Here is a 23,945-nt window from a genome sequence, read left to right as displayed (position 1 = left end):
GTGCCCTGCACCGAGAAGGCGTACTGGCGCGGCACGCAGCGCCGGATCAGTCCGGCCGACACGCTCGCCCGGGTCCGGCCGCTGCTGCGGCGACTCGGCATCACGCGGATCGCGGATGTCACCGGGCTCGACTCGATCGGCATCCCGGTCGTGATGGTGTGCCGGCCGAACGCGCGCTCGATCTCGGTCTCGCAGGGCAAGGGGCTCGACCTCGAGGCGGCGCGCGCGTCGGGCGTGATGGAGTCGATCGAACAGTGGCACGCCGAGCACATCCTGCGACCGATGGTGTTCGGCACCGCTGCCGAGCTCGCCGCGACGCGCCGTCTCGTCGATCTCGCCGGGCTGCCGCGGCTCGCGATCGGGGCGTTCCAGCCTCATCGCAAGCTGCTGTGGCTCGACGGTGTCGACCTGTTCGACGGGGCGCCGCGCGCGGTGCCGCTCGAGGTGGTCACCACCGACTACACCTCGCCGCGCCCGCCGGGCAGCGGCTGCTTCTTGACGACGTCGACCGGGCTCGCGTCGGGCAACGACGCGCTCGAGGCGACGCTGCACGGGCTGTACGAGGTGATCGAGCGCGACGCGGTGGCGATCTGGCGCGCCGGCGGCGCCGAGGTCCGGCGGCGCACCCGGATCGCGCTCGACACCGTCGACGACCTCGACTGCCGCGCGCTGCTCCTTCGGTTCGAGCGCGCCGGCGTCGCGGTAGGTGCGTGGGACGCGACCAGCGACCTCGGGCTGCCGGTCGTGGTCGTCGAGATCGCGGATCGCGCTCCGGACCCGTTCCACGCGCTGTGCGTGAGCGGCGGCCAGGGCTGTCACCGATCGAGCGCGATCGCGCTCGCCCGCGCGCTCACCGAGGCCGCGCAGAGCCGGCTGACCGCGATCTCCGGCGCGCGCGACGACATCGTGGAGCCGTCGTTCCAGCGCGTCCGCGCGGCGGACCGGATCGCGGCGGCGCTCGCCGAGCTCGAGGCGCCCGCCGCGCGCTCGTTCGCAGAGCTGCCCGATGCGGCGAGCGACTCGTTCGACGACGACCTCGCCGCGGTGCTCGGCGCGCTGCGCGGCGCTGGGCTCGCCCAGGCCGTCGCGGTCGATCTGTCCCGGCCCGAGCTCGGCGTCGCGGTGGTCCGCGTCGTCGTGCCGGGGCTCGAGAGCATGTGGAACGCACCCGGCTACGCGCCCGGTCCGCGGGCGCAGCGAGCGAGGCCATCGTGATCATGCTGTTCACCGGACCGAGCCTGCCGCCGGCCGACGTGCCGGCGGTGCCCGACCTGCGCGTGCTGCCACCGGCGGCCCAGGGCGACGTCTACCGGGCCGCGCGCGAGCGGCCGTGGGGCATCGGCCTCGTCGACGGGTTCTTCGAGCACGTGCCGGCGGTGTGGCACAAGGAGATCCTGTGGGCGATGGCCGAGGGCGTGCACGTGTTCGGAGCGTCGAGCATGGGCGCGCTGCGCGCGGCCGAGCTCGCCGACTTCGGCATGGTCGGCGTCGGCTGGGTGTTCGAGCAGTTTCGCGCGGGCGCGCTCGACGCCGACGACGAGGTCGCGCTGACCCACCTCGCGGCCGATCACGGCTATCGCCATGTGTCGGAGGCGCTGGTCGACATCCGCGCCACGCTCGACGCGGCGGTCGCCGCCGGCGCGTGCACCCGCGCGGCGGCCGATCGGCTGGTCGCGCTCGCGAAGCAGCGGTTCTATCCCGACCGCCGGTGGCCCGAGCTACTCGCCGAGGCGCGCGCCACCGGCTGCGACGTCGCCGCGCTCGAGCGCTGGCTGCCCGGCGGCCGCGTCGACCAGAAGCGCCGCGATGCGCTCGCGCTCGTCCACGCGATGCAGGCCGCGCGCGCCGCCGGCGCCGCACCGAAGCGCGTCGACTACGCGTTCGAGCGCACCGACGCGTGGGACCACGCGCTGCCGCGGATGCGCGCGGCGCGCGGCGCGACCGCGGCGCCGCTGCTCGACGCGCTGCGCGCGCTCGGCGACGCGTCGCTGTACGCGAGCGCGGTCCACGGCGCGCTCGCCCGCGCGCTCGCCGAGGACGCGGCGGCGCGCCAGGGCCTGTCGGTCAGCGCCGACCTCATCGAGCGCACCGCGCAGCAGTTCCGCCGCGAGCACGGCCTGTACACCGCCGCCGAGACCCGGGCGTGGCTCGCCGAGCAAGAGCTCGACCCGGCCGCGTTCCTCGATCTGATGCGCCGCGAGGCGGTCCTGCGCTGCGCGCAGGCCGCGACCGAGCCCGAGCTCGATCACCACCTCGCCGATCAGCTGCGCGCGATGAGCTGCTACGGGCGCGTGCGCCGGAGCCGCGGTGCGGAGTGAGCCGGTCGAGCACTGCCCGCCGCCGCTGCGCACGTTCGCGGCCGCGCACGAGGGTGCGGTCGGCCAGCTGCGCTGGAACGCCGACCTCGCATGCCGCTACGCCCGGCCCGGCACCGCGAGCGGCGTCGCGTGGGGCTCGGGCACGCTGATCGCGCGCGACCTGTTCCTCACCGCGGGGCACTGCTTCGATCGCACCGGCGGCCGCTGGCTGCGCCCGCTCGACGACCGCACCGGCGACGTGATCGGCTCCGCCGAGATCGCCACGAACATGCACGTCGCGTTCAACTACCAGCTCGATCCCGCCGGCGAGCTGCGGCCGACGCACTGCTACCGGATCGTCGAGCTCGTCGAGCACCGCCCGGGCGAGCTCGACGTCGCGATCGTGCGGCTCGCCGGCGCGCCCGGCGCCGCGTGGGGAGTCGCCGAGCTCGCGCCGACCGGCGCGCGCCCGGGCGAGGCGGTGTGCCTGATCGGCCACCCGCTCGGCTTCACGAAGCACCTGGTCGCGGGCCGGTGCGTGGCCGCGGGCGGCACCGCGCTCCGCTACCTCGGCGCGGCGACGTTCGAGGGCAGCTCGGGCTCGGGCGTGCTGCGGATCTCCGACGGCCGCCTGGTCGGCGTCCACACGAACGGCCGGAGCGGCGCGGGCACGAGCTCCGGCGTGTGCGTGAGCGCGCTGATCGCGCGATCGCCGACGCTCCAGCTGGTTAGCCGGGCGGCGGCAGCAGGCGGAACAGCGGCGCGTCCTTGTTCCGCGCCGCGGCCGCGACGCAGCCCTTGAGATCGGCGAGCGCGCGGATCGCGGTCTCGGATTTACCTGCTCGGGGTCGGCCGCGTCGGCGGGGACCCTCCTGGCCGATTGCCGCGGCCGATCTCCGACGGCGTGAATGTCGCCGGACGGTGGCGGAACGGGTTGACGAGCTCGGGTTATCTCGTCACGGCGAATGCGCGCAAACACCTATTCGTTGGGCCCGAGTTGGGTCCATGCCTTCCAAACGGGTGCGATCGGTGGTTTGGCGCCCCCCAATTCGCCTGCTGCGACTCGCACGATGCCAAGCACGATGACGGAGCGACGACGATCTGCGATGTCGCGCAGAGCCCGCCGATCCCGATGAACCCGGGCTCCACGCCTGCCCGCGGGATAACGCCTCTCTCGAGGGCGGCGCCGCGGACGCGTGCGGTGACTGGTACATGTCACATCGACCGCGAAGCGCGTCGAGATCCCCGGCGGCGGGCGCGAAGCGCCGACGTTCGCGCCGCCGCGGGCAGCGTGCGTGAACGCGCGTGAACGCGACCGATGCGCAGGGCCTCGGACCACGCTGCCAGACGCGGCTCGCCAGAGCGTAATTTTCCACATCGCGATTGCTGCGCACGCAGGGCCGATGATAGCGTCTCCTGATTGCCTGGGGGTGCCATGCCTGTACGACATGTCATGTTCAATGCGCTGCCCGATCCCGTCCGCGATCGGCTCGTTCGGTGCCTCGAGGGTCAGGGCCCGCCCAGGCCGATCCTCTCCGCGCCCACGAGCGCAGGCGCGGGGATCCTCGGATGGGGCTTCCTCGCGCTGGCCGCCGCCGCCGTGACCCTGGTGCTCGTCTGCAATCATTTCGGATCACTTTGGTCAGGCGTTCAGGGCACGGCGCACCTCCTCGGCTACGCCGGCAGCATCTTCCTGCTCTTCGTGTCGACCCTGATGGCCATCAAGCGGCTCAGGTTCAAGTCGACCCTCCCGTTCAGGGCGGGCCGGTATCTCTTGCCGGCGGACTACGTCGACGCGACAGGGCCCAGGCTGACGATGATCCCGATGTCGGATCTCGTGAACGTCGGCGCGGTACACCACCACACGAATGGGGTCTACTCCCACTCGCTCATCACCTTCAGCTTCCAGGGGAACGTCAGCCAGTCGTTCGTCGTCCGTTCGCAGGCAGAGGTCCAGGCCAAGGTCGGTGAGCTCGAGTGGTCCCGGCAGGCGCTCCGGGCCGCGTTCGCGTCGAGGGACGTGCAGCAGCTCATCGCGCTGGATCCGTTCTTCGAGGTCCGGCGCGACGACGCCTGGGACAGGCTCGTGGCCGTCGATCCACCGCACGCAGCGGGCGGCCACGCGCCGCGTGTGGGCACGATGCCGTCGTTCCTCCACCCCGGCTTCATCGCGGGCGCCTCGACGCTGGTGGCCGTGATCCTGGCGCTGCCCTTGTGGTACGTGCGCAACCTCCTGAGCGACGAGGCGATGTTCCGTACCGCCAAGGAGGTAGGGAGCGAGTTCGCCTACGAGGGCTATATCCATTCAGGCCGCAGGCACCTCGATGAAGTGAAGAACAGCTTGCTCCCCCGGGCCGCGCTCACGGAAGCAAAGCGCGAGGGCAGCGTCACCGCGCTGCGCGCCGTCCTCAAGAAGTACCCGGGATCGGTGGTGGAGGGAGAGACGCGCGCCGCGGTCCATGAGCTCTTCTCGAAGACGCTGGCCGACTTTCGAGCGCAAGCCTCGACATCGGACCCGGTCATGCTGAGCTTCATGGAGAAGCTGATCTCGTACCTGGAGAAGAGCGAGCGGTCGACCGTCGAGGTCCGCTTCGACCCGCCCTCCACCGACATGCTCGCGAAGCTGGATGCGGTCTTGCAGCAGAAGGCGCAGGCCCTCCGCCCGCGGGGCGCGGGCGTGGCGCCCGTCGCGAAGCATTTCGATGTCGCGCACTCCCTTCCTCGCGAGGCGGCCATCGTGAACAACCTGGCGGCCGGCTTCAAGCGGGTCTTCCCGACAGACATCCTCGAGCTCAAGCAGGGGGAGCGCCTGACCGACAACGCCGGCGCAGCCAGGGTCGCTCCGAGCGTTCCGACGATCTACATCCATTACGATGTCGGGTCGTCCGGCACCATGTACTCGGGCGAGCGCAGCGAACGAGCGTTCGTCGGCATCCTCGTCGATTTCGACGGGACCATGCGGATCCCCGGAGTGCGCGACGCGTTCGACTTCAAGCTGAAGGTGATGCCCCCGGACGAGTTCACCGTGGAGTACACGAGCACGGCAGGGCTGGGGGCCAACCTCGCGAGCGCGCCTCCCGATGACCGGGTCTACGAGGTGATGGCGCTCCGCGCCTTCGACCAGCTCGCGGGCAAGCTCAGGAGCATCTTCTTCAAGCCCGGGAGCATGGCGCTCCAGGGGGCGGACGAGAGCGGCCCGGCGCAGGGGGGCTCGGCCCCCGATGCACGCCCGCTCGGGCGCCGCCCGCGCCAGTGACCGGCTGAGCACGCGCGGGCGGTCGCCCTCGAGGTGGCGGAGACCCCGCGACACGCGGCCGAAGCGCTAGTTGCACCCCAGCCGGCACACCATCGCCGCCGTGTAGGAGCACCCGTGGTCGCCCCATATCGTGGAGCTCGGCCCCGTGCACCGGAACGCGCACCCCCGCCCGTCCGCGGTCGCCTCGGCCGTCAGCCGGTAGCCCTCGGCGTTGCAGCTCCCCGTCGATGACAGGCAGCTCGCCAGCTGCGGCTCGCACTGCTCGACCACGTAGCCGGCCGGGCACGTCCAGTCCGCGCTCGCCCGGCCGTAGTCCGGCGACCGCCCCGTCTCGGTCGCGATCGGCTCGTGCTTCGAGAAGGTCGGCATCCCCGTCGTCACCTGGAGCGGCACCACGACGGCCCGCTCGCGCGGCACCACCGGGGCGGACGCGTCCTTCGGCTGCACGACGAACGTGTCCCGCCGCGTCTGCCGCTCGCACCCGGCCGTCGCGCCCTCCGGCGTCCACGAGAACGCGAGCTCCGCGCTCCCGTGCGCGGGCACCTCGACCGTGCGCTCGCCGTGGGTCACCCGGACGTCGACCTGCGCCCGGTTCGTGATGAGCGCCTGCGCCGTCCCCGTGGCGCCGTACGGCACCACGCCGAGGTCGACGGGCAGCGGCGCGATCTCCGGCTCGGCGAGCGAGAAGCGGCACACGTCCGCCACCGGGTAGATCGCGTACGCCAGCGGCACCGCCTTCTTGACCTCCATCCGCAGCGCGCCGAACGCCTGCCCGCCTCCCTTCGCGCCCGCGACCGGCGCGCCCTCGACGCCCTCGATGGCCAGCTCCCCGACCGAGGTCATCGTCACCCGGCGGTCCCCCGCCTCGAGCCGGGCCTTGAACAGGCCGAGCGCCGTGCCGTGCGCCTCGCCGGCCGTCACGTCCGTCTCGTAGGCCACCATCGCGCCCCGCTTCACGGCCCCGATGAAATGCGTGGCGCGACCGCAGGCGCAGCCGCCGGTCGCCGCCGGCACCACGCTCTCGGTCGGCTCGAAGAACTGCGGATCCTCGTCCGCGACCAGCGCCATCGCGACCAGCCGCAGCCGGCGCCGATCGAGCGTCCCACCGGCGCTGAAGTACGCCGGCAGATCGACGTCGGCGCCGACGAGGACCGAATCGACGGCGATGCCCACGTAGCGAAAGTCGATCGCGCGCTCGCCCGGCGCCGGCGCGGGTGCGCCCGGCGCCGCCGCGGGCGCCGCCGTGATCGCGGCCACCGTCTGCGCCGCGGGCGCTGCCGCCGCCCCGGGCGCGCCCGTCGCCGCGGGCGCCGCCGGCTCCGCCTTCGGACGGGCGCAAGCAAGGCCTACCGGCGAGAACGCGCCCGCCGCGCTCCTCGACAGCCCGCGGCCCGGCACCATCGCGCTCGACGTGTCGAGGAGGTAGTCGTGCCGCACGTCGCTGAACGCCCGCGCGGCGGCGAGCAGCGCCCCGGCCTGAGAGCAGCCGCTGTCCTTGCAGGCCGGCAACACCGCCGCGCCGGCCGGCTTGCGCGGCGGCGGGACCGGCACCTCCGGCGGCCCGGGGCAGCCGAGCGCGGAGGCCAGCGCCCCGAGGAGGAGCCCGCCCGCGCGCAGCGGCGCGGCGCGCCGCCGGCGAGCGCGATCTGCGCCGCTCACGGCCATGTGATCGTCATCCACCGGACGCGCCCCGAGCCGCTCACCGCGTCGTCCGCAAAGAACAGCGAGGCGCCGGACCGCCCCGCGAACGCCGGCGACACGTCCTGCGACGCGCCGCCGGTCAGCCACGCCAGCGGCTTCAGGGAGGGCGCCGACACATCGCCGGGCGCCAGCGTGAAGGCGTTCAGCTCCACCGAGTCCCCCGGGGCCGACGCGAGCACGCCGCGGCAGATCTTGTCGCACGCGAGCGCGAGCGACGACACCGCCGCGCCGTCCGGGCCGCTCACCACGACGGGCGGGCCCTGCACCGCTCCGTTGCCGTCGACCCGCACGAGCCGCGCGCGCCCGCCGGCCCCCGCGCCCCCGCCGGACTCGTCGGCCGGCTCGTCGATCCAGCCGACGAAGAGCCCGCCTTCGAGCGGCGCGAGCACCGGGCTGCGCGAGTGCTCCGAGGATGCATGGAGGCGCGATTCGTCGCCGATCCGCTGCAGCGTCTTCGCATCGAGCCGCGCGAGGAAGATGTCGCCGCCGGGCTCGTCGCCCTGGCCAGCCGCGCCGCCCGCAGCCGCGCCGCCGCTCGCAACCGCGCCGCCCTGGCCGGCCGCTCCGGCTCCCGCAGCCGCGCCGGCCTGGCCAGCCGCGCCGCCCGCAGCCGCGCCGCCCGCAGCCGCGCCGCCGGCCGTGCGCGCGTCCGACCACACGAGCCACACCTCCTGGCCGCGCACCGCGATCTGCACCTCGGCCGCGTCGAGCGGCGCGTTCGTGATGCGGCGGTCCGGCGCCGTCCGGTTCAGCGCGCGGTCCACCCGCGCCGCGTACACCTCGGCGTTGCCGTCGCGCGTGTCGATCCACGCGACGATGAAGCCCCCCGCGCCGTCGTAGGCGATCGCCACGTCGGACGCCTCGCTCGCGGCGCCGCCCTGCTTCTTCCGCGGCGCCGTGGTGAGCTTCTTCTGCGCGACCTTCGCGCCCGTCGCGTCGACCTTGGTCAGGTACACCTGCGTCTCGCCCCGCTCGCGCGCGACCCACGCGATCACGCTCTCGCCCTGCGCCGCGCCCTTGCCCTTCGCGTCGGCCGGGAGCGGCGGCGCCGCCGCGATCGCGACGCCGCCGAGCGACGACGCCTTCTGCGAGAGGACGCTCAGCTTGCCGAGGCCGCCCGGGGACACGGCGCGCACCGCGAGCGTCGCGGAGACCTCCTGCCCGCGGGGCGCGGCGTCCGACGCGCCCTCGACGAAGTACGTGACCCACGCCGAGAGCGCCGCGCCGCCGTCGAGCTCGACCGCCGCGACCTCGGCGACGGAGTCGCCCTCGGCGAGCGCGCGCACCGCGGTCGCGCGCGGCGGCGGGTCCTTGTCCTCCCGGAACGCGGGCGCGCGCCACGCGCTCTCGCGCACCGGGAGCGACACCAGCGCGAGCGGCGCCCGCGCGCCCGCCGCGCCCGCCGCGCCGCCAGGCTGCGGGCCGGGCGCGGCGCTCGCCAGCGTCGCGCACGCGCCCGCGTGGCACGTCAGCCCGCGCACGAGGTACGGCACGCCGTCCGTCGCCGCGAACGGCGCGGCGCGCACCGGCTCCGCCGCCCGAACCGAGAGATCCGGGCCGAACCGCACGAACGTCGGCCAGACCGGCGGCGCGGCCGCCCCGTCGCGCGCCATCTTGAGCGTGGCGGGCGCGAGCGTCACCGCGGCGAAGCCGTCGCCGTCGGCCGCGATGTCGGGCGGCCCGCTCGCGCTGAAGACGAGCCCCGCCCGCTCCGCGCCGAGCGCCCCGTCCGGGCCGACCGACGCGAGGTGGATGAGGCGCCCCGGCCCGCGCGCCCCCGCGCCGCCGACCTCACCGCCGCGGGCGCGCAGCAGGTCCTCCCACGCGAGCAGCGCCCGTCCGCCTCCGCCCTGGGAGGGCGCGACCAGCGACACGAGCGCCTGCTCGCCGGACGGCGGCGTCGCCTGCCGCGGCGCCACCACCACCTTGCCGCCCGGCTCGACCGCCGCGAGGTAGACGGCGCCGTCGATGTCCCGCTCGTCGGTCCAGGTGAGCAGGTAACGCCCACCGAGGGAGGCGATCTCGAGATCGATCTGCGCCGTCGGCTCGGGGCTGACGACCACCGGCGCCGACACCTTCCCGGCCGCGTCGATCTCCAGCAGCGCGACGGATCCGAGCTTCCCGTCCTCTGCGGCGTCCTCCGCCTCCGCCTTGCGCGCGGGCTTGCCCTCGCCTCGGCCGCGCGGCGCGGCCGGCGGGAGCACCAGGGCGACCGCCGCGCCCCGCTCGGTGGCGACCGCGTTCCACCCGAGCACCTCGCGCGCGACCGACGCGGGCGCCGTCGGCTTGATCGCGGCGCCCTTGCCCTGCGCCACGACCGTCATGACCACGTCGACGCGGTCGACGCCGGGGTGGGCGACGCCGGCGCGGGCCGCGTCGCCCTGGGCCTCGCGCGGCATCTCCCACAGCACGAGCGCGCCCTGCGCGTTCGGGAGCACGTCGAGCCACGAGATCTCCTCGGCCGTCTGCGCGACGAGGCTCGCCGGGGCGCTCGGCTTGCCGGCGGGGTCGAGCGCGAGCACGCGCACCGCGCGGCTCCCCTCGATCTGCTCGATCCAGGCGGCGATGTAGCCCTGCGGCGTGGCGCGCAGCGCGGCGACCGGCACGTCGGCGGCGACCGGCCCCGCGTCCACGGCGTCCCCCCGCGGCGCGCCGTCCGCGCCGAGGAGGCGTGTCCGGAAGCGCCCTCCCGCGGCGTGGAGCAGCAGCGCCTCGTCGCCGCGCCGGGCGAAGTAGGGCGTCGCGTCCTCGTCGTCGAGCTCCGCGATCACGCGGGCCGGCAGGAGCGGCGGCCCTTCCGGCGCCTTCGGCTGCGCGGGCGGCGTCTTCACGACCCGCGCCGGGCGCGCGACGGGGGCCGGCGCTGCGCCGGAGCACCCGAGCGAGAGCGCGAGCGCGGCGCCGAGCAGCGCCGGCGCGCGGCGCCCGAGCGCGGGGCCGGTCAGGCGGCGTGCGTCGCGCCGCGGACCGCGTGGAACCCAGGAGAGAGCGCTGCGGACGAGCATGGCGGCGACCATGCCAGAAGCGAAGAGCCCCCGCTACAGGGCGCCGCGCAAGCGGAGCGCTCGCCCCGGTCGTACCCGCGCGCGGGCCAGCCTGGCCGGACCCCTGGCGGGTGGAGCTAGAACGCGAGCAGGCGCCCGAGCAGCGATCTGTACCTGCGCAGGGCGAGCCGGAGCTCCTCCGTCGACGCCTCCGCTCGCCCGGGCTCGCCGTCGATGAGGCGCTGCAGCGTGGCGCGCTCCTCCCGGAAGCTCTGCGTGACCCGCTGGATCACCTCGTTCACGAGCGCGTCGGCCTGCTCGACCGACAGGCGCGGCGCTTCGATGAAGCCCGCCTGGATCGCGCTCCAGCGCTCGGACAGCTCGCGCGCCTCTTCCGGCGTGAGCACGGGCGCGCGCTCCGGCCAGGGCTCTCCGGTCGGCCCGCCGCGCGCCGTGTAGACGGCCGGCTGGCGGCCCGACTCGGGTGGGATCTCTTCGTCGGCGAACCGCGCCTCGGGCTGGCTGCTCTCGCGGGCCGTCACCATCCGTTCTCTGTGCAATGGGCTCACGATGGCCACCTCTCCGCTCGTTGGCGCTGTGCGCCCAGCGGGCATAGCAAGCCGCATGCGCGTCCCGATGTGCATCCGCGCCCGCTGCGGCGCGCGCAGCGCGACAAGGCCAGAGGCCCGGAAGAGCCCGAGAAAATGCAGAGAGCTCTCCGGGCACGCCGGGCTGCCCGGCGCCGATCACGCGGAGCGGCGATCCTTCATGAGCCGATGAGGCGGAAGAGTACGGAATACGCCCGGCGCCGGCCGGGCCGCCGCTCGTGCAGCACAGAGCCGCCGCCCGGGCGCGGCAGGGCCGCCGCTCGGGCGAGGGCGCGCAGATTCACCTCAGCGACGGGCGCAGCTTCGTCACGACCGCGCGGATCTCCCGCACCACCTGGAGGAGCGCCTCGTCCTCATCGGGCCACTTGGTCACGGGCTTCTTGTCCCGCGGCACCGCCTGGAGCTCGGCGAAGCGCGTCGTCTCCCAGTCGCAGGGGCGGAGCAGGATCGGCACGACAACGGCCTGCCCCGCGGCGCGCCGCTCCATCGCGCGCGTCACCTGCGCGTCGCCCTGCTCGGACGCGAGGTAGCTCGCGCTCACCAGGAGGAGGACGAGGTCGGCCGCCTCGAGCTGCTCGCCGATCGCGCGCTCCGTGTCCTCGCCCGGGCCGATCTTCCCGCTGTGCCACGGCGCGATCAGCCCCTCCCGCCTGAGCGGGGTCATGTGCGCCTCGAGGCGCGCGAGGAGCTCCTCGTCGCGCGAGGCGTAGGAGAAGAAGACGCGCACCGGCCGCGGCGCCGCCGCTGCGCTCGGGGTCGACGTCTGCGACGCCGCGAGCGCCTTCACGAGCGACGACGGCAACGTGGGCGACGACTGCTGCTGGGCCCGCGCACCGGCGCGCGGCGGCGCGGCCGCTTGCGGCGGCGCAGCGGCATGCGGCGGCGGCGGAGGCGCCGCGCCGGGCTCCAGGCCGAGGAGGACCTGGGCGACCTCCGCGTGATCGCCCGCCTGGTTCTCGTAGACGATGAGCCGGACGCCCGACTCCTCGAGCAGCCGGCGGCGGAACGGCGGCACCCCCTTCGGGAGCAGCGCGAAGTGCATCGGCGGCTGCCCGCCGGAGAGCGCGCGCACGCGGGCGAGCGTCTGGTCGATGTTGTCGTCGGCGAGGCCGAAGCCCACGAACAGGATGGAGTGCGTGCGGTAGAGGGCGCCGAACGCGTCCTGAAGCAGGGGCGAGCCGAAGATCGCCCGGTCGTACTGGTCGCGCGAGAACACCCAGGTGTCCCACGCCCGCAGCGTGCCGTGCAGCTTCAGGATGAAGCACCTGTCCATGGCGATGTCGCCCGCCGGCCGATCGACCATGCGCCACTCGCCCTGGAACGCGCGCTCCAGGAAGCGATCGATGTTCGTGGTGAGCACGGCCTTGAGCTTCGGCTTGAGCGCGGCGATCGCCCGCGCCAGCTCCGGCACGTCGCGGCCCGTGTCGTCGAGCTCCTTGTCGACGGTCCAGTTGAAGTCCTGCGGCCCGAGCGCGAGCCTCGCGGCGGAGAGCGCGTTGATGAGCTGGTTCGAGGAGATGTACTGCTGGATCTCGTCGATGACCGCCGGGTCCGCGCTCCGCCGCCGCGCGCGGTCGCGCAGCTTCTCGGCGAGCTGCTTCCAGGTGGGCATGCCCGCGGCCGCCGAGACGCCGGCGCCTGCGAAGACGATCAGATTCCCTGACGTGTAGCGCTCACGCAGCTGCTCGAGGATCTCTTCATCCATCAGCGATCACGATACCGCGGATCTGCGCCAGCGGGCGGCGCCCCCGCCGCGCTCTCACCGCGCCCCACCCTCACCGCGCCGCGCCCTCACCGCGGCGGCGCGGAGCGCCGCTCGGTAGCGAGCGAGAGGCCGACCCCCAGCCAGGCCCCCTCGACGGCGCCCGCCTCCCCGCGGGCGTCCTCGTAGGGCGCAGGCCGGAGCACGATCCCCGGGTCCAGCGTGAGCCCGAGCCACACCGGGCCGCCCAGCCGCGTCTCCACGCCGAGCCCGAGGCCAGCGCGGGCGGACCACGTATCGCGTTCGCCCGCGATGCCATCGACGGAGACGGCGGCGGGCAGCCTGAGCGATGCCACGGAGGCGGTGGCGCCGATCGAGAGGCGCCACGAGGCGGTAAGCCAGAAGCGGTAGTCCCCCGAGAAGCCCGCCTCGATCCAGCGCAGCGGCTCGCCGCCGGACGGCGCGGCCAGCAGGCGGGCGAACAGCGACTCCGTGAGCCGCAGGCGCCGCAGGCCGAGCGCGAGGCCGGCCCCGCCGAGCACCCGCGGCCCGCCCGAGACGACCGCCGCGTAGGGCCCGGCCGAGACGGACAGGGTGTCGAGATCGCGCGAGGCGAGCTCGACCTCGTCCTGGGTGGGGCGCCGCGGCGACGGCGGCCGCCGGGGGGCGCGCGCGCGGCGCATCTCGGCGACGATCATCTCGGAGGCGGCGATCGCGACGAGCCGCGCGGCCACGTCCGAGGTGAGGCCGGAGACGGCGATCTGCCGCCGTACGACGGCGCGGCCGTCGAGGCGCACCTGGATCTCGAGGCGCGCGGCGGTGGGCCGGTCGACCCACACGGTCGCGACGCGATCGCCGAGCGGGCCGACGGGCTCGGCGGCCAGCGCCGCGCCGTCCGGGAGCTCGATCTCGAGCAGGCGCCGCACGCGGACGCTGGAGACCTCCTCCGCCGCGCCGCGCGACAGGGCGACGCGCACCTCGATGGGCGCCGCCGCGTCGGGCAGCCGCGGCGCGGCCGGCGCAGATGCGCGGCTCGTGATCGCCACGACGGCGCGCGGCTCGGCGGCCGCGGCCGGGGGGGCGAAGCTCAGCTGGACGACGACCGCCGCGGCGGCGAGCGCGGGAAGATCCCAGCGCGGGGCGCGCGCCGGGGGCAGGCGGCAGAGGCCCGTCCTCTGCGGCGGCTTCCGCGCCGGAGATGATCCGCTGGGCATCCTGGCACGGGCCATCGGTGTACTTGGCCACATACCCTGTTGTCCTCTGAATTGCCTCTTTCTTGTGGTCCGCGACCACATCGCCGAGGCTGCGCTGGCCGAACGACTCCACCGCGACACGCCCGTCGAACGAGAGCGGCCGCGCGTGCCCGTAATATTTCGCTGCCAGCGCTTTCGTCACGCCGTGTCCTGCGCCGAGCCCAGGGATTCCCCCCCGCCGGCGTGATGGTCCGCCGGGTCCGGTGCTTCAGCCCTTCCGGATCAGACTGGCCTCCATCTCCTCGCGCTCTGCCTCCCAGCGCGCCTCCGTTGTGCGGCGTGTCGCGTGGAATGATACTGACGCATCGATGCGTCCGCCCGCCGATCCGACCGAGGAGACGAAGTCCCTCGCGGCCACGTCCGCGACGCCGGCCGGAGCGCGCCCACACCTGCTCGTGATCCAGGGCGGATCCTCGTCGCGCTTCTCGTTGCCAGCGAGCGGCGCGGTGCTCATCGGGCGCGCCGCGGAGGCCGATCTCCGCATCGATAGCAGCGCGATCTCCCGGCGGCACGCGCGGCTCATGGTGGCCGACGGGGAGGTGCGGATCGCCGATCTCGAGAGCCACAACGGCGTGCGCGTGAACGGCGAGCGGATCGAGGGGGCGCGGGCGCTCCGCTCCGGGGACGTGATCACGCTCGGCGAGCTCGCGCTGATCCTGCGCTGCGAGGCGCGGGTGAGCCGGCGGGTGGCGGACGCCGCACAGCTGCGCCAGCGGCTCGAGGAGGAGATCGAGCGCGCCGCCGATTATGGCTCTCCGCTCGCCGTGGTCGCCGTCCTGCTCGGCGATGGCGCGCGGCCCGAGGCGGGCCAGCGGGCCATCGCCTCCGTGCGCCTCATGGACACCGTCGGCCTGGGCGGCGCCGCGCAGCTCGCCGCGGTCTTTCCGGAGCTCACCGGCGACGCCGCGCTCGCCGCCGCGGCCGACCTCGTGGCGGCGCTCGCCCCGGTCGCGCCGGCGCTGCGCGCGGGCGTCGCCTGCCTCCCTGCGGACGGCTGCGACGCCGACACGCTGCTCTCCATCGCCCGGGCGGCCGCCGAGGCGGCGGCCCCGGGCGGCCTCGCCTCCGCGGCCGCCGCCACGGTGCAGCACCGGCTCGGGGAGCAGACGCTGCTGCTCGCGGATCCCGCGATGATCCGGCTCTACGATCTCATCCGGCGGCTCGCCCAGAGCGACCTGCCTGTCCTCGTGCTCGGCGAGACGGGCGCGGGCAAGGAGAACGCCGCCGCCGCCGTCCACCGCTGGTCGCGGCGGGACGGCGGGCCGTTCGTCCCGCTCAACTGCGCCACCTTGCCCGAGGCCCTCGTCGAGAGCGAGCTGTTCGGCCACGAGAAGGGGGCCTTCTCCGGCGCTTCCGCCGCGAAGCCGGGGCTCCTCGAGCGCGCCAGCGGCGGCACCGTCTTCCTCGACGAGGTCGGCGAGCTGCCCCTCGGCGCCCAGGCGAAGCTCCTGCGGGCGCTGGAGGCGAAGCGCATCACGCGCCTCGGCGACGTGCGGGAGCGCGAGGTCGACATCCGCGTCGTCGCCGCGACCAACCGCGACCTCGAGGCCGAGTGCAAGGCGGGGCGCTTCCGGCAGGACCTGCTCTTCCGCCTGGGCGCCGCCACGGTCGACCTGCCGCCGCTCCGGCAGCGGCCCCGCGAGATCCCCATCCTTGCGCGCGCGTTCCTGACGGAGGCGCGCGAGCGGCTCGGCGCGCCGCCGGCCGAGCTCTCCGACGCGGCGCTCCGCCTGATCACCGCCCACGCGTGGCCTGGCAACGTCCGGGAGCTGAAGAACGCCATGGAGTTCGCGGCCGCGACGATGCAGGGCGAACGGGTCGAGGTCCGGGATCTCCCTCCGCGCACGGCCGGGCGAGCCGCCGAGGAGCAGCCCGCGCCCGGGACGGCGACGGCGCCGCCGGGCAGCGCGGCTCCGGCCGAGCTCCGGCGCTTCACGCCCATCGCCGAGGAGCTGCGGCAGCTCGAGCGCCGGCGCATGGAGGAGGCGCTCGAGGCCACGGGCGGCGTGCAGACCCGCGCGGCCGAGCTCATCGGCATGCCGGTCCGCACCTTCGTGTTCAAGCTCAAGCAATACGGCCTCTCGCAGCGAGGGGCGAAGCCGAGATCGTGATCGCAGCGCCGCGGTGGCGGGGAGAGCGCCCGCCCCTCGCGGCCGCGCCGCGATGCCGCTCGCGCGCCCCGCGCTTGCCCGAGAAACCCGCCCGGTCTATCTCAGCGGCATGCGGGCCCGCACCTTCGCGGCAGCGCTCAGGCACGACGTGACCTCGCCGCCGGCAGCGGCGACGCAGCCGTGATCGCGAAGGAGCCCGCGCAGGGCGCGGCATGGAGCCCCCCCGAGGAGTTCGAGGAGTACCGGATCGTGGGCCTCCTCGGGCGCGGCGCGATGGGTCGCGTCTACCTCGCCGAGGATCGACTGCTGGCGCGGCGCGTCGCCATCAAGTTCATCGCGACCGAGTCCCCGTCCGACGCGACCCGCGAGCGCTTCTTCGCCGAGGCCCGGGCGATCGCGCGGCTCTCGCACCCGAACGTGGTGGCCGTGCACCGCGTGGGCGAGGTGCGACGGCGGCCGTTCCTCGTCTCCGAGTACGTGCGCGGCCGGAGCCTGGACCGGCTCGACAAGCCCGTCCGCTGGCAGGAGGCGCTCGCCATCGGCGTCGCGCTCGCGCGGGGCCTCGCCGCCGCGCACCGGAGCGGGGTGCTCCATCGCGACATCAAGCCGGCGAACGCGATCATCTCGGACGAGGGTGAGGTGAAGCTGCTCGATTTCGGCCTGGCGAAGCTCCTGCCCGTGGCGGGCGAAGCGGCGGCGCTCCTCGAGGCGCGCGCCGCGGCCGTGGACAGCGGCGCCGCCGCCGGGAGCGGCGGGGACACGGGAGCGACGACCGGCGATCTTCTGGAGACGTCGAGATCGCACGAGCCGGGACACGCGCGCCTCGGGGCCGTGGATGCCACCACGTCGCTGCCGGCGGAGGGCCCCCGCGCCGACGACGGCGGCGCGACCGTGTCCGATGAGCCCGGGGCCGCGCGCCCCCAGGCCGCGGAGACGACGGTCCCTCGCGCGCCGGGCGCCCCGCGCGCCGGGGTCGCTCGCTGCGACGGCGAGGATGTCGTCGGCACGCCGCTGTACATGGCGCCCGAGGTGTGGCGCGACGAGCCCCCGAGCCCGCGCGCGGACGTCTACGCCCTCGGCGTGCTGCTCTACGAGCTCTGCGCCGGCAGGACGCCCCACCACGGCGCCGCGCTGGCCGACCTGCCTCGCCTCGTGCAGGAGGTCGCGCCGCGGCCGATCGCGCGGCTCGCGCCGGATCTCGATCCGCGGTTCGCCGCCGTCATCGATCGCTGCCTCGAGCGCGATCCCGCGCGGCGCTTCGGCTCCGGCGACGATCTCCGGGAGGCGCTCGAGCAGCTCGTCGCCCGCCGCGCCGAGGCGGCCGCGCCGGAGGGCAACCCCTACCGCGGGCTGCTCGCCTTCGAGGCGGAGCACCGCGGGCTCTTCTTCGGCCGCGACGCGGAGGTCCGGTCGATCCTCGACCGGCTGCGGGCGCAGCCGTTCGTCCTGGTCACGGGCGACTCCGGCGCGGGCAAGTCATCGCTCTGCCGCGCCGGCGTGCTCCCCGCCGTCGCGGAGGGCGCGCTCGGCGAGGGCGGCGCGTGGGCGATCGCCTCGGCGCGGCTCGGCCCGCGCCCTGTCGAGGCGCTCGCGGCGGCGCTCGGCCCGCTCGCGGGCGAAGGCGAGCGCGAGCTCACCGAGCGGCTCCGCGCGGAGCCGGCGGCCCTGGGCCGGGAGCTCCGCCGGCGCGGGACCCCGGTGCTGCTCTTCCTCGACCAGCTCGAGGAGCTCTGCGCGCTCGCGAGCGCCGCCGAGGCGGCCCTCGCAGCCGAGATCCTCGCCGGGCTGGTGCGCTGGGGCGGCGGCGTGCGCGTGCTCGCGACGGCGCGCAGCGATTTCCTCGGACGCCTCGGCGCGCTGCCGGGCCTCGGCGACGAGCTGTCGCCGGCGCTCTACCTCCTGCGCCCGCTCTCCCCCGAGCGGCTGCGGGACGCGATCGTCGGCCCTGCGGCGGCGAAGGGGTTCCGCTTCGCCGCAGGCGCGGTGGAGGCGCTGGTCGCAGAGGCCGCGCGCGCGGACGGCGGCCTCGCGCTCCTCCAGTTCACCCTCGCCGAGCTCTGGGACGCCCGCGACGAGGCGCGCCGCGAGATCCCCGCGGCGGCGCTCGCGGCGCTCGGCGGCGTCACGGGCGCGCTCGCGCGCCACGCCGACGGCGTCCTCCGCGCGCTCTCCCCCGAGCAGCGCGCGGCCGCGCGGAGGATCCTGCTCGCGCTCGTGAGCCCGGAGGGCACGCGCGCGCACCGGACCGACGCCGAACTGCTCGGGCCCGAGCTCGCCACGGCGGCGCGCGGGCCCGGATCGAGGACGGCCGCGCGGGCGGCGCTCGACGCGCTCGTGCGAGGGCGGCTGCTCGTCGCCCGCGAGGCGGAGGCCGGGGCGCAGAGCGCCTACGAGATCGCGCACGAGGCGCTGATCCGCGGCTGGGACACGCTGCACGGCTGGCTCAGCGGCGACGCGGAGCGCCGCGCCGTGGTCCACCGGATCGAGCGCGCGGCCGCCGAGTGGGAGCGGCTCGGCCGCCCCGCCGACGCGCTCTGGGGAGACCGGCAGCTCCGCGAGCTGCGCGGCGTCGCGGACGAGGCGCTCGCGCCGCGGGAGCGGGCCTTCCTGTCGGCCTCTCGCCGCGCGGCGCGCCGGCGCACGGCGGCGCGCTGGGCCGCGGCGCTCGGCGTTCCTCTGCTCGTCGGCGCCGCCGTGGTCGCCGCGCGCCTGAGCGCCGCGCGGGCGCTCGACCGGCGGGTCGACGCGCACGTGGGCCAGGCGTCGCGCGCGCTGGCCGAGGCGCGGGCCGGATCGGAGCGGTCGAGCGCCCTCGGACAGGACGCGCTCGCCCGGTTCGCCGCGGAGGACACCGCCGGGGGCGAGTCGACGTGGCAGAACGCGCGCGCCGCCGCCGCGGAGGCCGATCGCGCCTACGCGCGCGCGTCGCAGGAGCTCGAGGTCGCGCTCCGCCTCGGCGACGCGGACCGGGCCGACGCGCGCGCGCTCCTCGGCGACGCCCTGGTCGAGCGCGCCGCGCTCTCGGAGCGCGAGCGGCGCTTCGAGCAGCGCGACGAGCTCATCAGCCGGCTCGCCGCCTACGACGACGGGGGCGAGCGCCGGCGCCGCTGGGGCGCGCCGGCGCGGCTCGCCGTGGGCACCGCGCCGGCCGGCGCCGAGGTGACGCTCCGGCGGTTCGAGGTGGCGGGCGGCCGCCGCGTCCTGTCGGCGCCGCGCGCGCTCGGCACGACGCCCCTCGAGGATCTCGAGATCGAGCGCGGATCGTTCGTGCTCTCCTTCACGGCGCAGGGGCGCGCGCCGGTCACGCTGCCCCTCGTGCTCGATCGGGCCCAGGTCGAGCGCATCGACGTCGCGCTTCCGGACGAGGGCGCCGTCCCCGAGGGCTTCGTCTACGTGCCTCCCGGTCGCTTCCTCTTCGGGATGGAGGAGGGAGAGCTGCGGCGCATGCTCAACTGCCAGCCGCTCCACGCGGCCGAGACGGGCGCTTACCTCATCGCGCGGCGCGAGGTCACGCTGGCCGACTGGATGGCGTACCTGCGCGCGCTGCCGCCGGAGGAGCGCGCGCGGCGCACGCCCGCGGCCCAGAAGGACTGGCACGCGCTGGAGCTGCGCCAGGCGGAGGGCGGCGGCTTCGAGCTCTCGATGCGGCCCACGGCGCAGGAGTACCGCGCGCGCGAGGGCGAGCTGCTCCGCTACCCCGGGCGCGCGCGGCGCGCCGTCCAGGACTGGCGCCTCTTCCCCGTCGCCGCGGTCTCCTTCGAGGACGCGCTGGCCTATGTGGCCTGGCTGGCCGGCACCGGCCGTGTGCCCGGCGCGCGGCTGTGCACGGAGCTGGAATGGGAGCGCGCCGCCCGCGGCGCCGACGACCGGGTGTATCCCGGCGGAGACCGGCTGGAGCCCGACGACGCCAACCACGACGTGACCTACGGGCGCGAGCCGCTCGGCTTCGGGCCCGACGAGGTGGGCGCGCACCCGGCCTCCGACAGCCCCTTTGGCGTCCAGGATCTCGCGGGCAACGTGTGGGAGTGGACGGTATCTGCCGGGCGCGACGGCGAGCCTGTGCTCCGCGGCGGCAGCTGGTATCAGGACGCGGCGTCGAGCGCGAGCAGCAACCGCGAGGTGGCCGAGCCGACGCTCCGCAACCCGCTCATCGGCCTGCGGCTCTGCGCGACGCCTCGGGCTCCGGCGGGCTCTGGTCCCGGGCGCTGAGCCACCCTTGCTTGCTCGGCAGTACTTGCGTGCTGGAGCGCGTGCCCGGAGAGCAAGGTTTGCTCGACCTGCCGCGAGCGACGCCGCCGGCGAGGCGGTCGGGGCGGCACGCCGGTTGCCAGACACGGTGCGCGGCGCGGGCCCGGGCGTGAGGCGAGGCGCGAGCGCTGCGTGAGCAAACGAGAGGCAGGCTTCAAGATGTCGCTTTTCACGGGATCCAGGGTGGAGACGCGGCGGGCCGGCGTGTGCGGCGCAGCGGGCGGCGCGCCGCAGTTGCGGCGGGCGGGGCGCGCCGCCGTCGTCGCGCTGCGGGGCGCGGCCGTCCTGCTGGGCGCGGCGTGCGCAGGCGAGGAGCCGGCCGATGAGCTCTCCCTCGCCGAGGAGGTCGGACCGATGGCGAGCGAGGCGCAGCGCGGCGAGATCAGCGTGGCGCTGGATGCGACGAGCGCGCTGCCGACGCTCAAGGCGTGCGTGTCGTGCATGGAGTTCAATGAGATCCTGTCCGTCGACGAGCTGAGAGCTCGCTGGGGACAGCAAGGGAGGACGCTCCACGGCATCATGGACGGCGGCGATTGCGAGGCCATCGAGGTGCCCAGGAGCTTTTCCCTGAGCAGCGCAGCCGACGCGGCTGGGACGCACATCCCCGATGTCCAGGTCCGTCAGGGCAGGCTCGTCAGCAGCAGCGGCGCTGTGGAGTGGAACGGAGCGCGTTTCGAGGCGAGCGTCCGCTGCGCCGGCGGCGCGGGGACTCTCCCTGTGACCGCCGTCATCACGGAGGTGCTCCCCGGCGCGAGCCAGTTCGAGCGCGCCCATCGGCCTGACAAATACCGCGTGATGCTCATCGATCCACGGAGCGGCGCCTCGTTCCCGGCGTGTCGCGACCCGGCGAACCGGACCGGTGGCCATCTGGCGATCCCGCTCCCCGGCGTCTGGAACGAGCACGGGAACCTCGAAGACGACCTCGACGCCTTCACGTTCGCCTGCGTGACGTCCGCCGCGGCCAAATGCGACGATTGGGGCTACGGGCACGCGGGCATCCGAGCGGTCGATGTCTCGGCGACGCTCGTCCACGAGGCGTGCACCCGGATGGCGCGCGCCGATTACTGCGGCACCGGGGGCACGTGGACGCGCGACGACACGACGATCGGGTTCTGGGACAATGCGACTGTGGCGGGCGCAGAAGAAGCGGATCCGCCGCAGGCTCCGGGCTTCGAGTTCGAGGCGGCGTGGACCGCGGAAGGGGCGCTGTGCATGCATCACCCACGCTGGCCAGACCGGTCACCCATGTGTGAAAAAGAGATCCCTTCCTGCGACTCGGCGGAAGAGGCCAGCGACCGGATCGACAAGTCTCTGCTGCTGTTCAACACGTCCAGAACCGAGGGCAACACAAACGGGCGGCTGCCCCCCACCCTGCCCATCGACCTGTAAGCAGCACCCCTCCAGTCCGGGCGGCCAAGCGGCCCCGCGCCGCCCATCCCCGGAGCGCGCGGTCTCCCCGGCTCACGCCTCCTGGCGGAACGCGGCCACGAGCCAGTTGACGTGACGACCGGTGTCGTCGTCGCTCGAATGGCGCTTGAACAGCGGCATCCTCAGGATGCGCACGTGATCCTGGAGGTTCGTCTTGAAGGGCGAGCCCTGGATGGGCGTCCCGTCGGGCCGCACCTGCCGCCCCTCGATCTTCATCTTCTTCAGCACCTCGAGGGACGCGAGCCGCAGGAGCTCATAGGCCCTGCCCGGGTCCTTGCAGCTCACGGAGACGATGAGCTTGCCGAACGTCGGGTCCTTGTTCACGAGGACGTCCCCCGCCTCGAAGCCGCAGTCGAAGCGGACCTTCAGGTCGGTGAGGCCCTTCTCCTCGAGCGCCTCGCGGATCGCGTCGGTGTCGGGGAGCGCGATGCGATCGAAGATCCCCGCGTTGGGCAGGAACAGCCCTTTGCCGCCGTCCCGCGAGTCCCTGAGATCGGGATTCCAGCTCTCCGCGTTGATGCGGAACTCGCGGCTACAGTGGGTCTGCACCACGTGTTCCTGCTCGAAATCGATCGGTTGCCCGTCCGCGATGCGCATCTGCCACGCGACGAGGTTCACGGGGACGCGGCTGCGCTTCCGCTTGATGGCGTAGCTCTCCTCGCTGACGGGGTGCTCCACCTGGATCCGCGTGTTCATCTCCAGGAAGTAGAACTTCCCTTCCTTGAACATCAGCTCGACGGTGCCCGCGCCCACGTAGCCCACGCGGTCCGCGATCTGCACGGCGAGCCCGCAGATGCGCTCTTCCAGGCCCGGGTACCGCCGGAGCAGGGCCGGCGGCGCCTCTTCCTGGATCTTCTGGCTCGCGCGCTGCTCGCTGCAGTCGCGCATGCCGAAGTGCCGCGCGTTGCCGTAGCGATCCCGCAGCACCTGCACCTCCAGGTGGATCGTCTCCGGGATGTTCTGCTCGAACATCACGCCCGGCTGCCAGTTGTACGCCTTGATCTCGCCGAGGACCTTCTGGATGGCCTGAGGCACCTGCTCCACCGTCGGGATGACGGCCTGCCCGCGGCCGCCGCCGCCGTTGGCGGCCTTCAGCCGCCCCGGGAACGTGAAGCGTCCAGCCGCGTGGGCCTCGAGCACGATCCGCTGGATCTCGCCCGGATCGTCGCTGTCGATGACGATGCCCGGCGTCACCGCGGTCGGGTCGAAATCCTGGGCCATCAGGCGGAATTTGCGCTTGTCGCCGGCGCTCTCCACCACGTCCTGCATCGGGCCGACGAAGACGATGTTCTTCTGGCGGAAGTGCCGGATGGCCGCGGCGTTCTCCGCCAGCGGGCCGTACCCGGGATAGAGCCCCGCGCGCGACAGCTCGTCCTGCCAGCCGTCGCCGAAGCGCCGCTCGAACTCGGCCCTCACCTTGTCCGCGATCTGGGTGAAGTTCGCGTAGCTCTCGCGGAAGCTCCCCTCGAGCCCCACCCCGAACCCGCCGCCCTCCCGCGCGATCCGCAGCTGCAGCGCGTTCGCGTCGTCCTGCAGGCTGTAGAGGACCACGGGGATCTTGCCGAGCGCGATCGCCTCCCGCGTCGCCCGCACGCCCATCTCCCCCTTGTCCGCGACGAGGATGTACTTGAGCTGGCCCGCGCTCACCGTCGTGGCGGGGTAGCTGTCCAGGCGATGCACGGCGGCGTACAGGAGATCCAGCACCTGCGCGTCCTCCCGCAGGAGGTCGCCGGCCCGCGAGCGCAGGAGCTCCGCCGCCTGGTCGCGGAGCGAGGGCTCGTCCTGCTCCAGGATCAGGAACTTGAGGAGCCGCTCGTCGTCGAATTCACGCCGCTTCAGCGCCCGGAGCAGCCCGCCCTCCAGGTAGCGAGCGAACCCGTCGCGGTCCGCGGCCGTGATCGCCGCACGCGTGTCCCGGATCCGCGCGAGCAGGCCCTCCGCCGCCGCGAGGAGCTCCTGCACCCGCTCCTCGTCGAGGAGCGCCCTGCGCAGCGCCGCTTCCAGGGGGCGCTGCCAGCCGAAGTGCGTCCTCCACACCTCGCCGTTGGCGATGAGGTACCGCAGCCCGAGGAGGCGGTGCGCGTCCTGGCCGCCGGCCAGCGTGCCCAGATCGAGCAGCACGAAGCCAGGGACGCCCATCGCCGTGGTGAACGCCTCCATCGAGGACACATAGCCGCCTCGGGGCAACACCAGCTTCCACGACGGGAGCAATTGAACTTCGTTGCGGGCGGGTAGAGAGCTGGTGCGGACGGCGGTGGTCATCCTGAGCGGTTCTCCGGCGCGGCGAGCGACCAAGCAAGCGCAGAACCGCCAGGGGTGTCAAGCATGTCCACCGCGCCCGGCCGAGCGCGATCGAC

General features: G+C 74.8%; 13 protein-coding genes. 7 read left to right on the top strand and 6 right to left on the bottom strand.

Annotated features, from left to right (window positions below):
- From WMF11_RS48675 to WMF11_RS48660, 4 genes are all read left to right on the top strand, one after another.
- Nucleotides 1–1,215: a YcaO-like family protein gene (locus WMF11_RS48675; RefSeq protein WP_437905829.1), complete on the top strand. Its 1,215-nt coding sequence runs from the start codon at nt 1–3 to the stop codon at nt 1,213–1,215.
- A 2-nt stretch (nt 1,216–1,217) separates the two neighbouring features.
- Nucleotides 1,218–2,318, top strand: a complete 1,101-nt coding sequence (locus WMF11_RS48670; protein ID WP_437979404.1) for a TfuA-like protein — start codon at nt 1,218–1,220, stop codon at nt 2,316–2,318.
- Nucleotides 2,308–3,099 (top strand): trypsin-like serine peptidase, encoded by a 792-nt coding sequence (locus tag WMF11_RS48665; protein WP_437905827.1) that lies wholly within the window; start codon nt 2,308–2,310, stop codon nt 3,097–3,099. The genes WMF11_RS48670 and WMF11_RS48665 overlap by 11 nt, the downstream gene beginning before the upstream one ends.
- A 633-nt stretch (nt 3,100–3,732) precedes the next feature.
- Nucleotides 3,733–5,553 (top strand): hypothetical protein, encoded by a 1,821-nt coding sequence (locus tag WMF11_RS48660; protein WP_437975620.1) that lies wholly within the window; start codon nt 3,733–3,735, stop codon nt 5,551–5,553.
- Between the two features lie 66 nt (nt 5,554–5,619).
- On the opposite strand, the gene WMF11_RS48655 is transcribed toward WMF11_RS48660, so the two are convergent.
- The 5 genes from WMF11_RS48655 to WMF11_RS48635 all read right to left on the bottom strand — a co-directional run bounded on the left by WMF11_RS48655 (nt 5,620) and on the right by WMF11_RS48635 (nt 13,762).
- Complete coding sequence (locus WMF11_RS48655; RefSeq protein ID WP_437975619.1) at nt 5,620–7,212, bottom strand: hypothetical protein; 1,593 nt, start codon at nt 7,210–7,212, stop codon at nt 5,620–5,622.
- Nucleotides 7,209–10,259 carry a hypothetical protein gene (locus tag WMF11_RS48650; RefSeq protein WP_437975618.1) on the bottom strand — a complete coding sequence of 1,017 codons (3,051 nt, stop codon included), beginning with the start codon at nt 10,257–10,259 and terminating at the stop codon, nt 7,209–7,211. The genes WMF11_RS48655 and WMF11_RS48650 overlap by 4 nt, the downstream gene beginning before the upstream one ends.
- A gap of 116 nt (nt 10,260–10,375) precedes the next feature.
- The gene (locus WMF11_RS48645; RefSeq protein WP_437547608.1) at nt 10,376–10,807 is read right to left on the bottom strand and encodes a hypothetical protein; all 432 of its coding nucleotides are present in this window, start codon (nt 10,805–10,807) and stop codon (nt 10,376–10,378) included.
- 319 nt (nt 10,808–11,126) lie between these two features.
- Entirely contained in the window at nt 11,127–12,551 is a 1,425-nt protein-coding gene (locus WMF11_RS48640) for an SIR2 family protein (protein WP_437975617.1), read from the bottom strand.
- A gap of 86 nt (nt 12,552–12,637) precedes the next feature.
- Nucleotides 12,638–13,762, bottom strand: coding sequence for a hypothetical protein (locus tag WMF11_RS48635; RefSeq protein ID WP_437975616.1), 1,125 nt, complete (start codon nt 13,760–13,762; stop codon nt 12,638–12,640).
- A 347-nt stretch (nt 13,763–14,109) separates the two neighbouring features.
- Between WMF11_RS48635 and WMF11_RS48630 the strand changes: the two genes are divergently transcribed.
- From WMF11_RS48630 to WMF11_RS48620, 3 genes are all read left to right on the top strand, one after another.
- Nucleotides 14,110–15,912: a sigma 54-interacting transcriptional regulator gene (locus tag WMF11_RS48630; protein WP_437975615.1), complete on the top strand. Its 1,803-nt coding sequence runs from the start codon at nt 14,110–14,112 to the stop codon at nt 15,910–15,912.
- 180 nt (nt 15,913–16,092) lie between these two features.
- Nucleotides 16,093–20,121, top strand: a complete 4,029-nt coding sequence (locus WMF11_RS48625; RefSeq protein ID WP_437975614.1) for an nSTAND1 domain-containing NTPase — start codon at nt 16,093–16,095, stop codon at nt 20,119–20,121.
- 198 nt (nt 20,122–20,319) lie between these two features.
- A complete protein-coding gene (locus tag WMF11_RS48620) occupies nt 20,320–21,549 on the top strand; it encodes an ADYC domain-containing protein (RefSeq protein ID WP_437975613.1) in 1,230 nt (409 codons plus the stop codon).
- A 72-nt stretch (nt 21,550–21,621) separates the two neighbouring features.
- Here the strand turns inward: WMF11_RS48620 and WMF11_RS48615 are convergent, their stop codons facing one another.
- Nucleotides 21,622–23,850, bottom strand: a complete 2,229-nt coding sequence (locus WMF11_RS48615) for a biotin carboxylase N-terminal domain-containing protein (RefSeq protein WP_437975612.1) — start codon at nt 23,848–23,850, stop codon at nt 21,622–21,624.
- Between the last annotated feature and the right edge of the window lie 95 nt (nt 23,851–23,945).

The sequence above is a fragment of the Sorangium sp. So ce295 genome, assembly GCF_051527405.1.
Taxonomy (GTDB): Bacteria; Myxococcota_A; Polyangia; order Polyangiales; family Polyangiaceae; genus Sorangium; species Sorangium cellulosum_B.
This window is presented reverse-complemented; position numbering and strand designations above follow the sequence as displayed.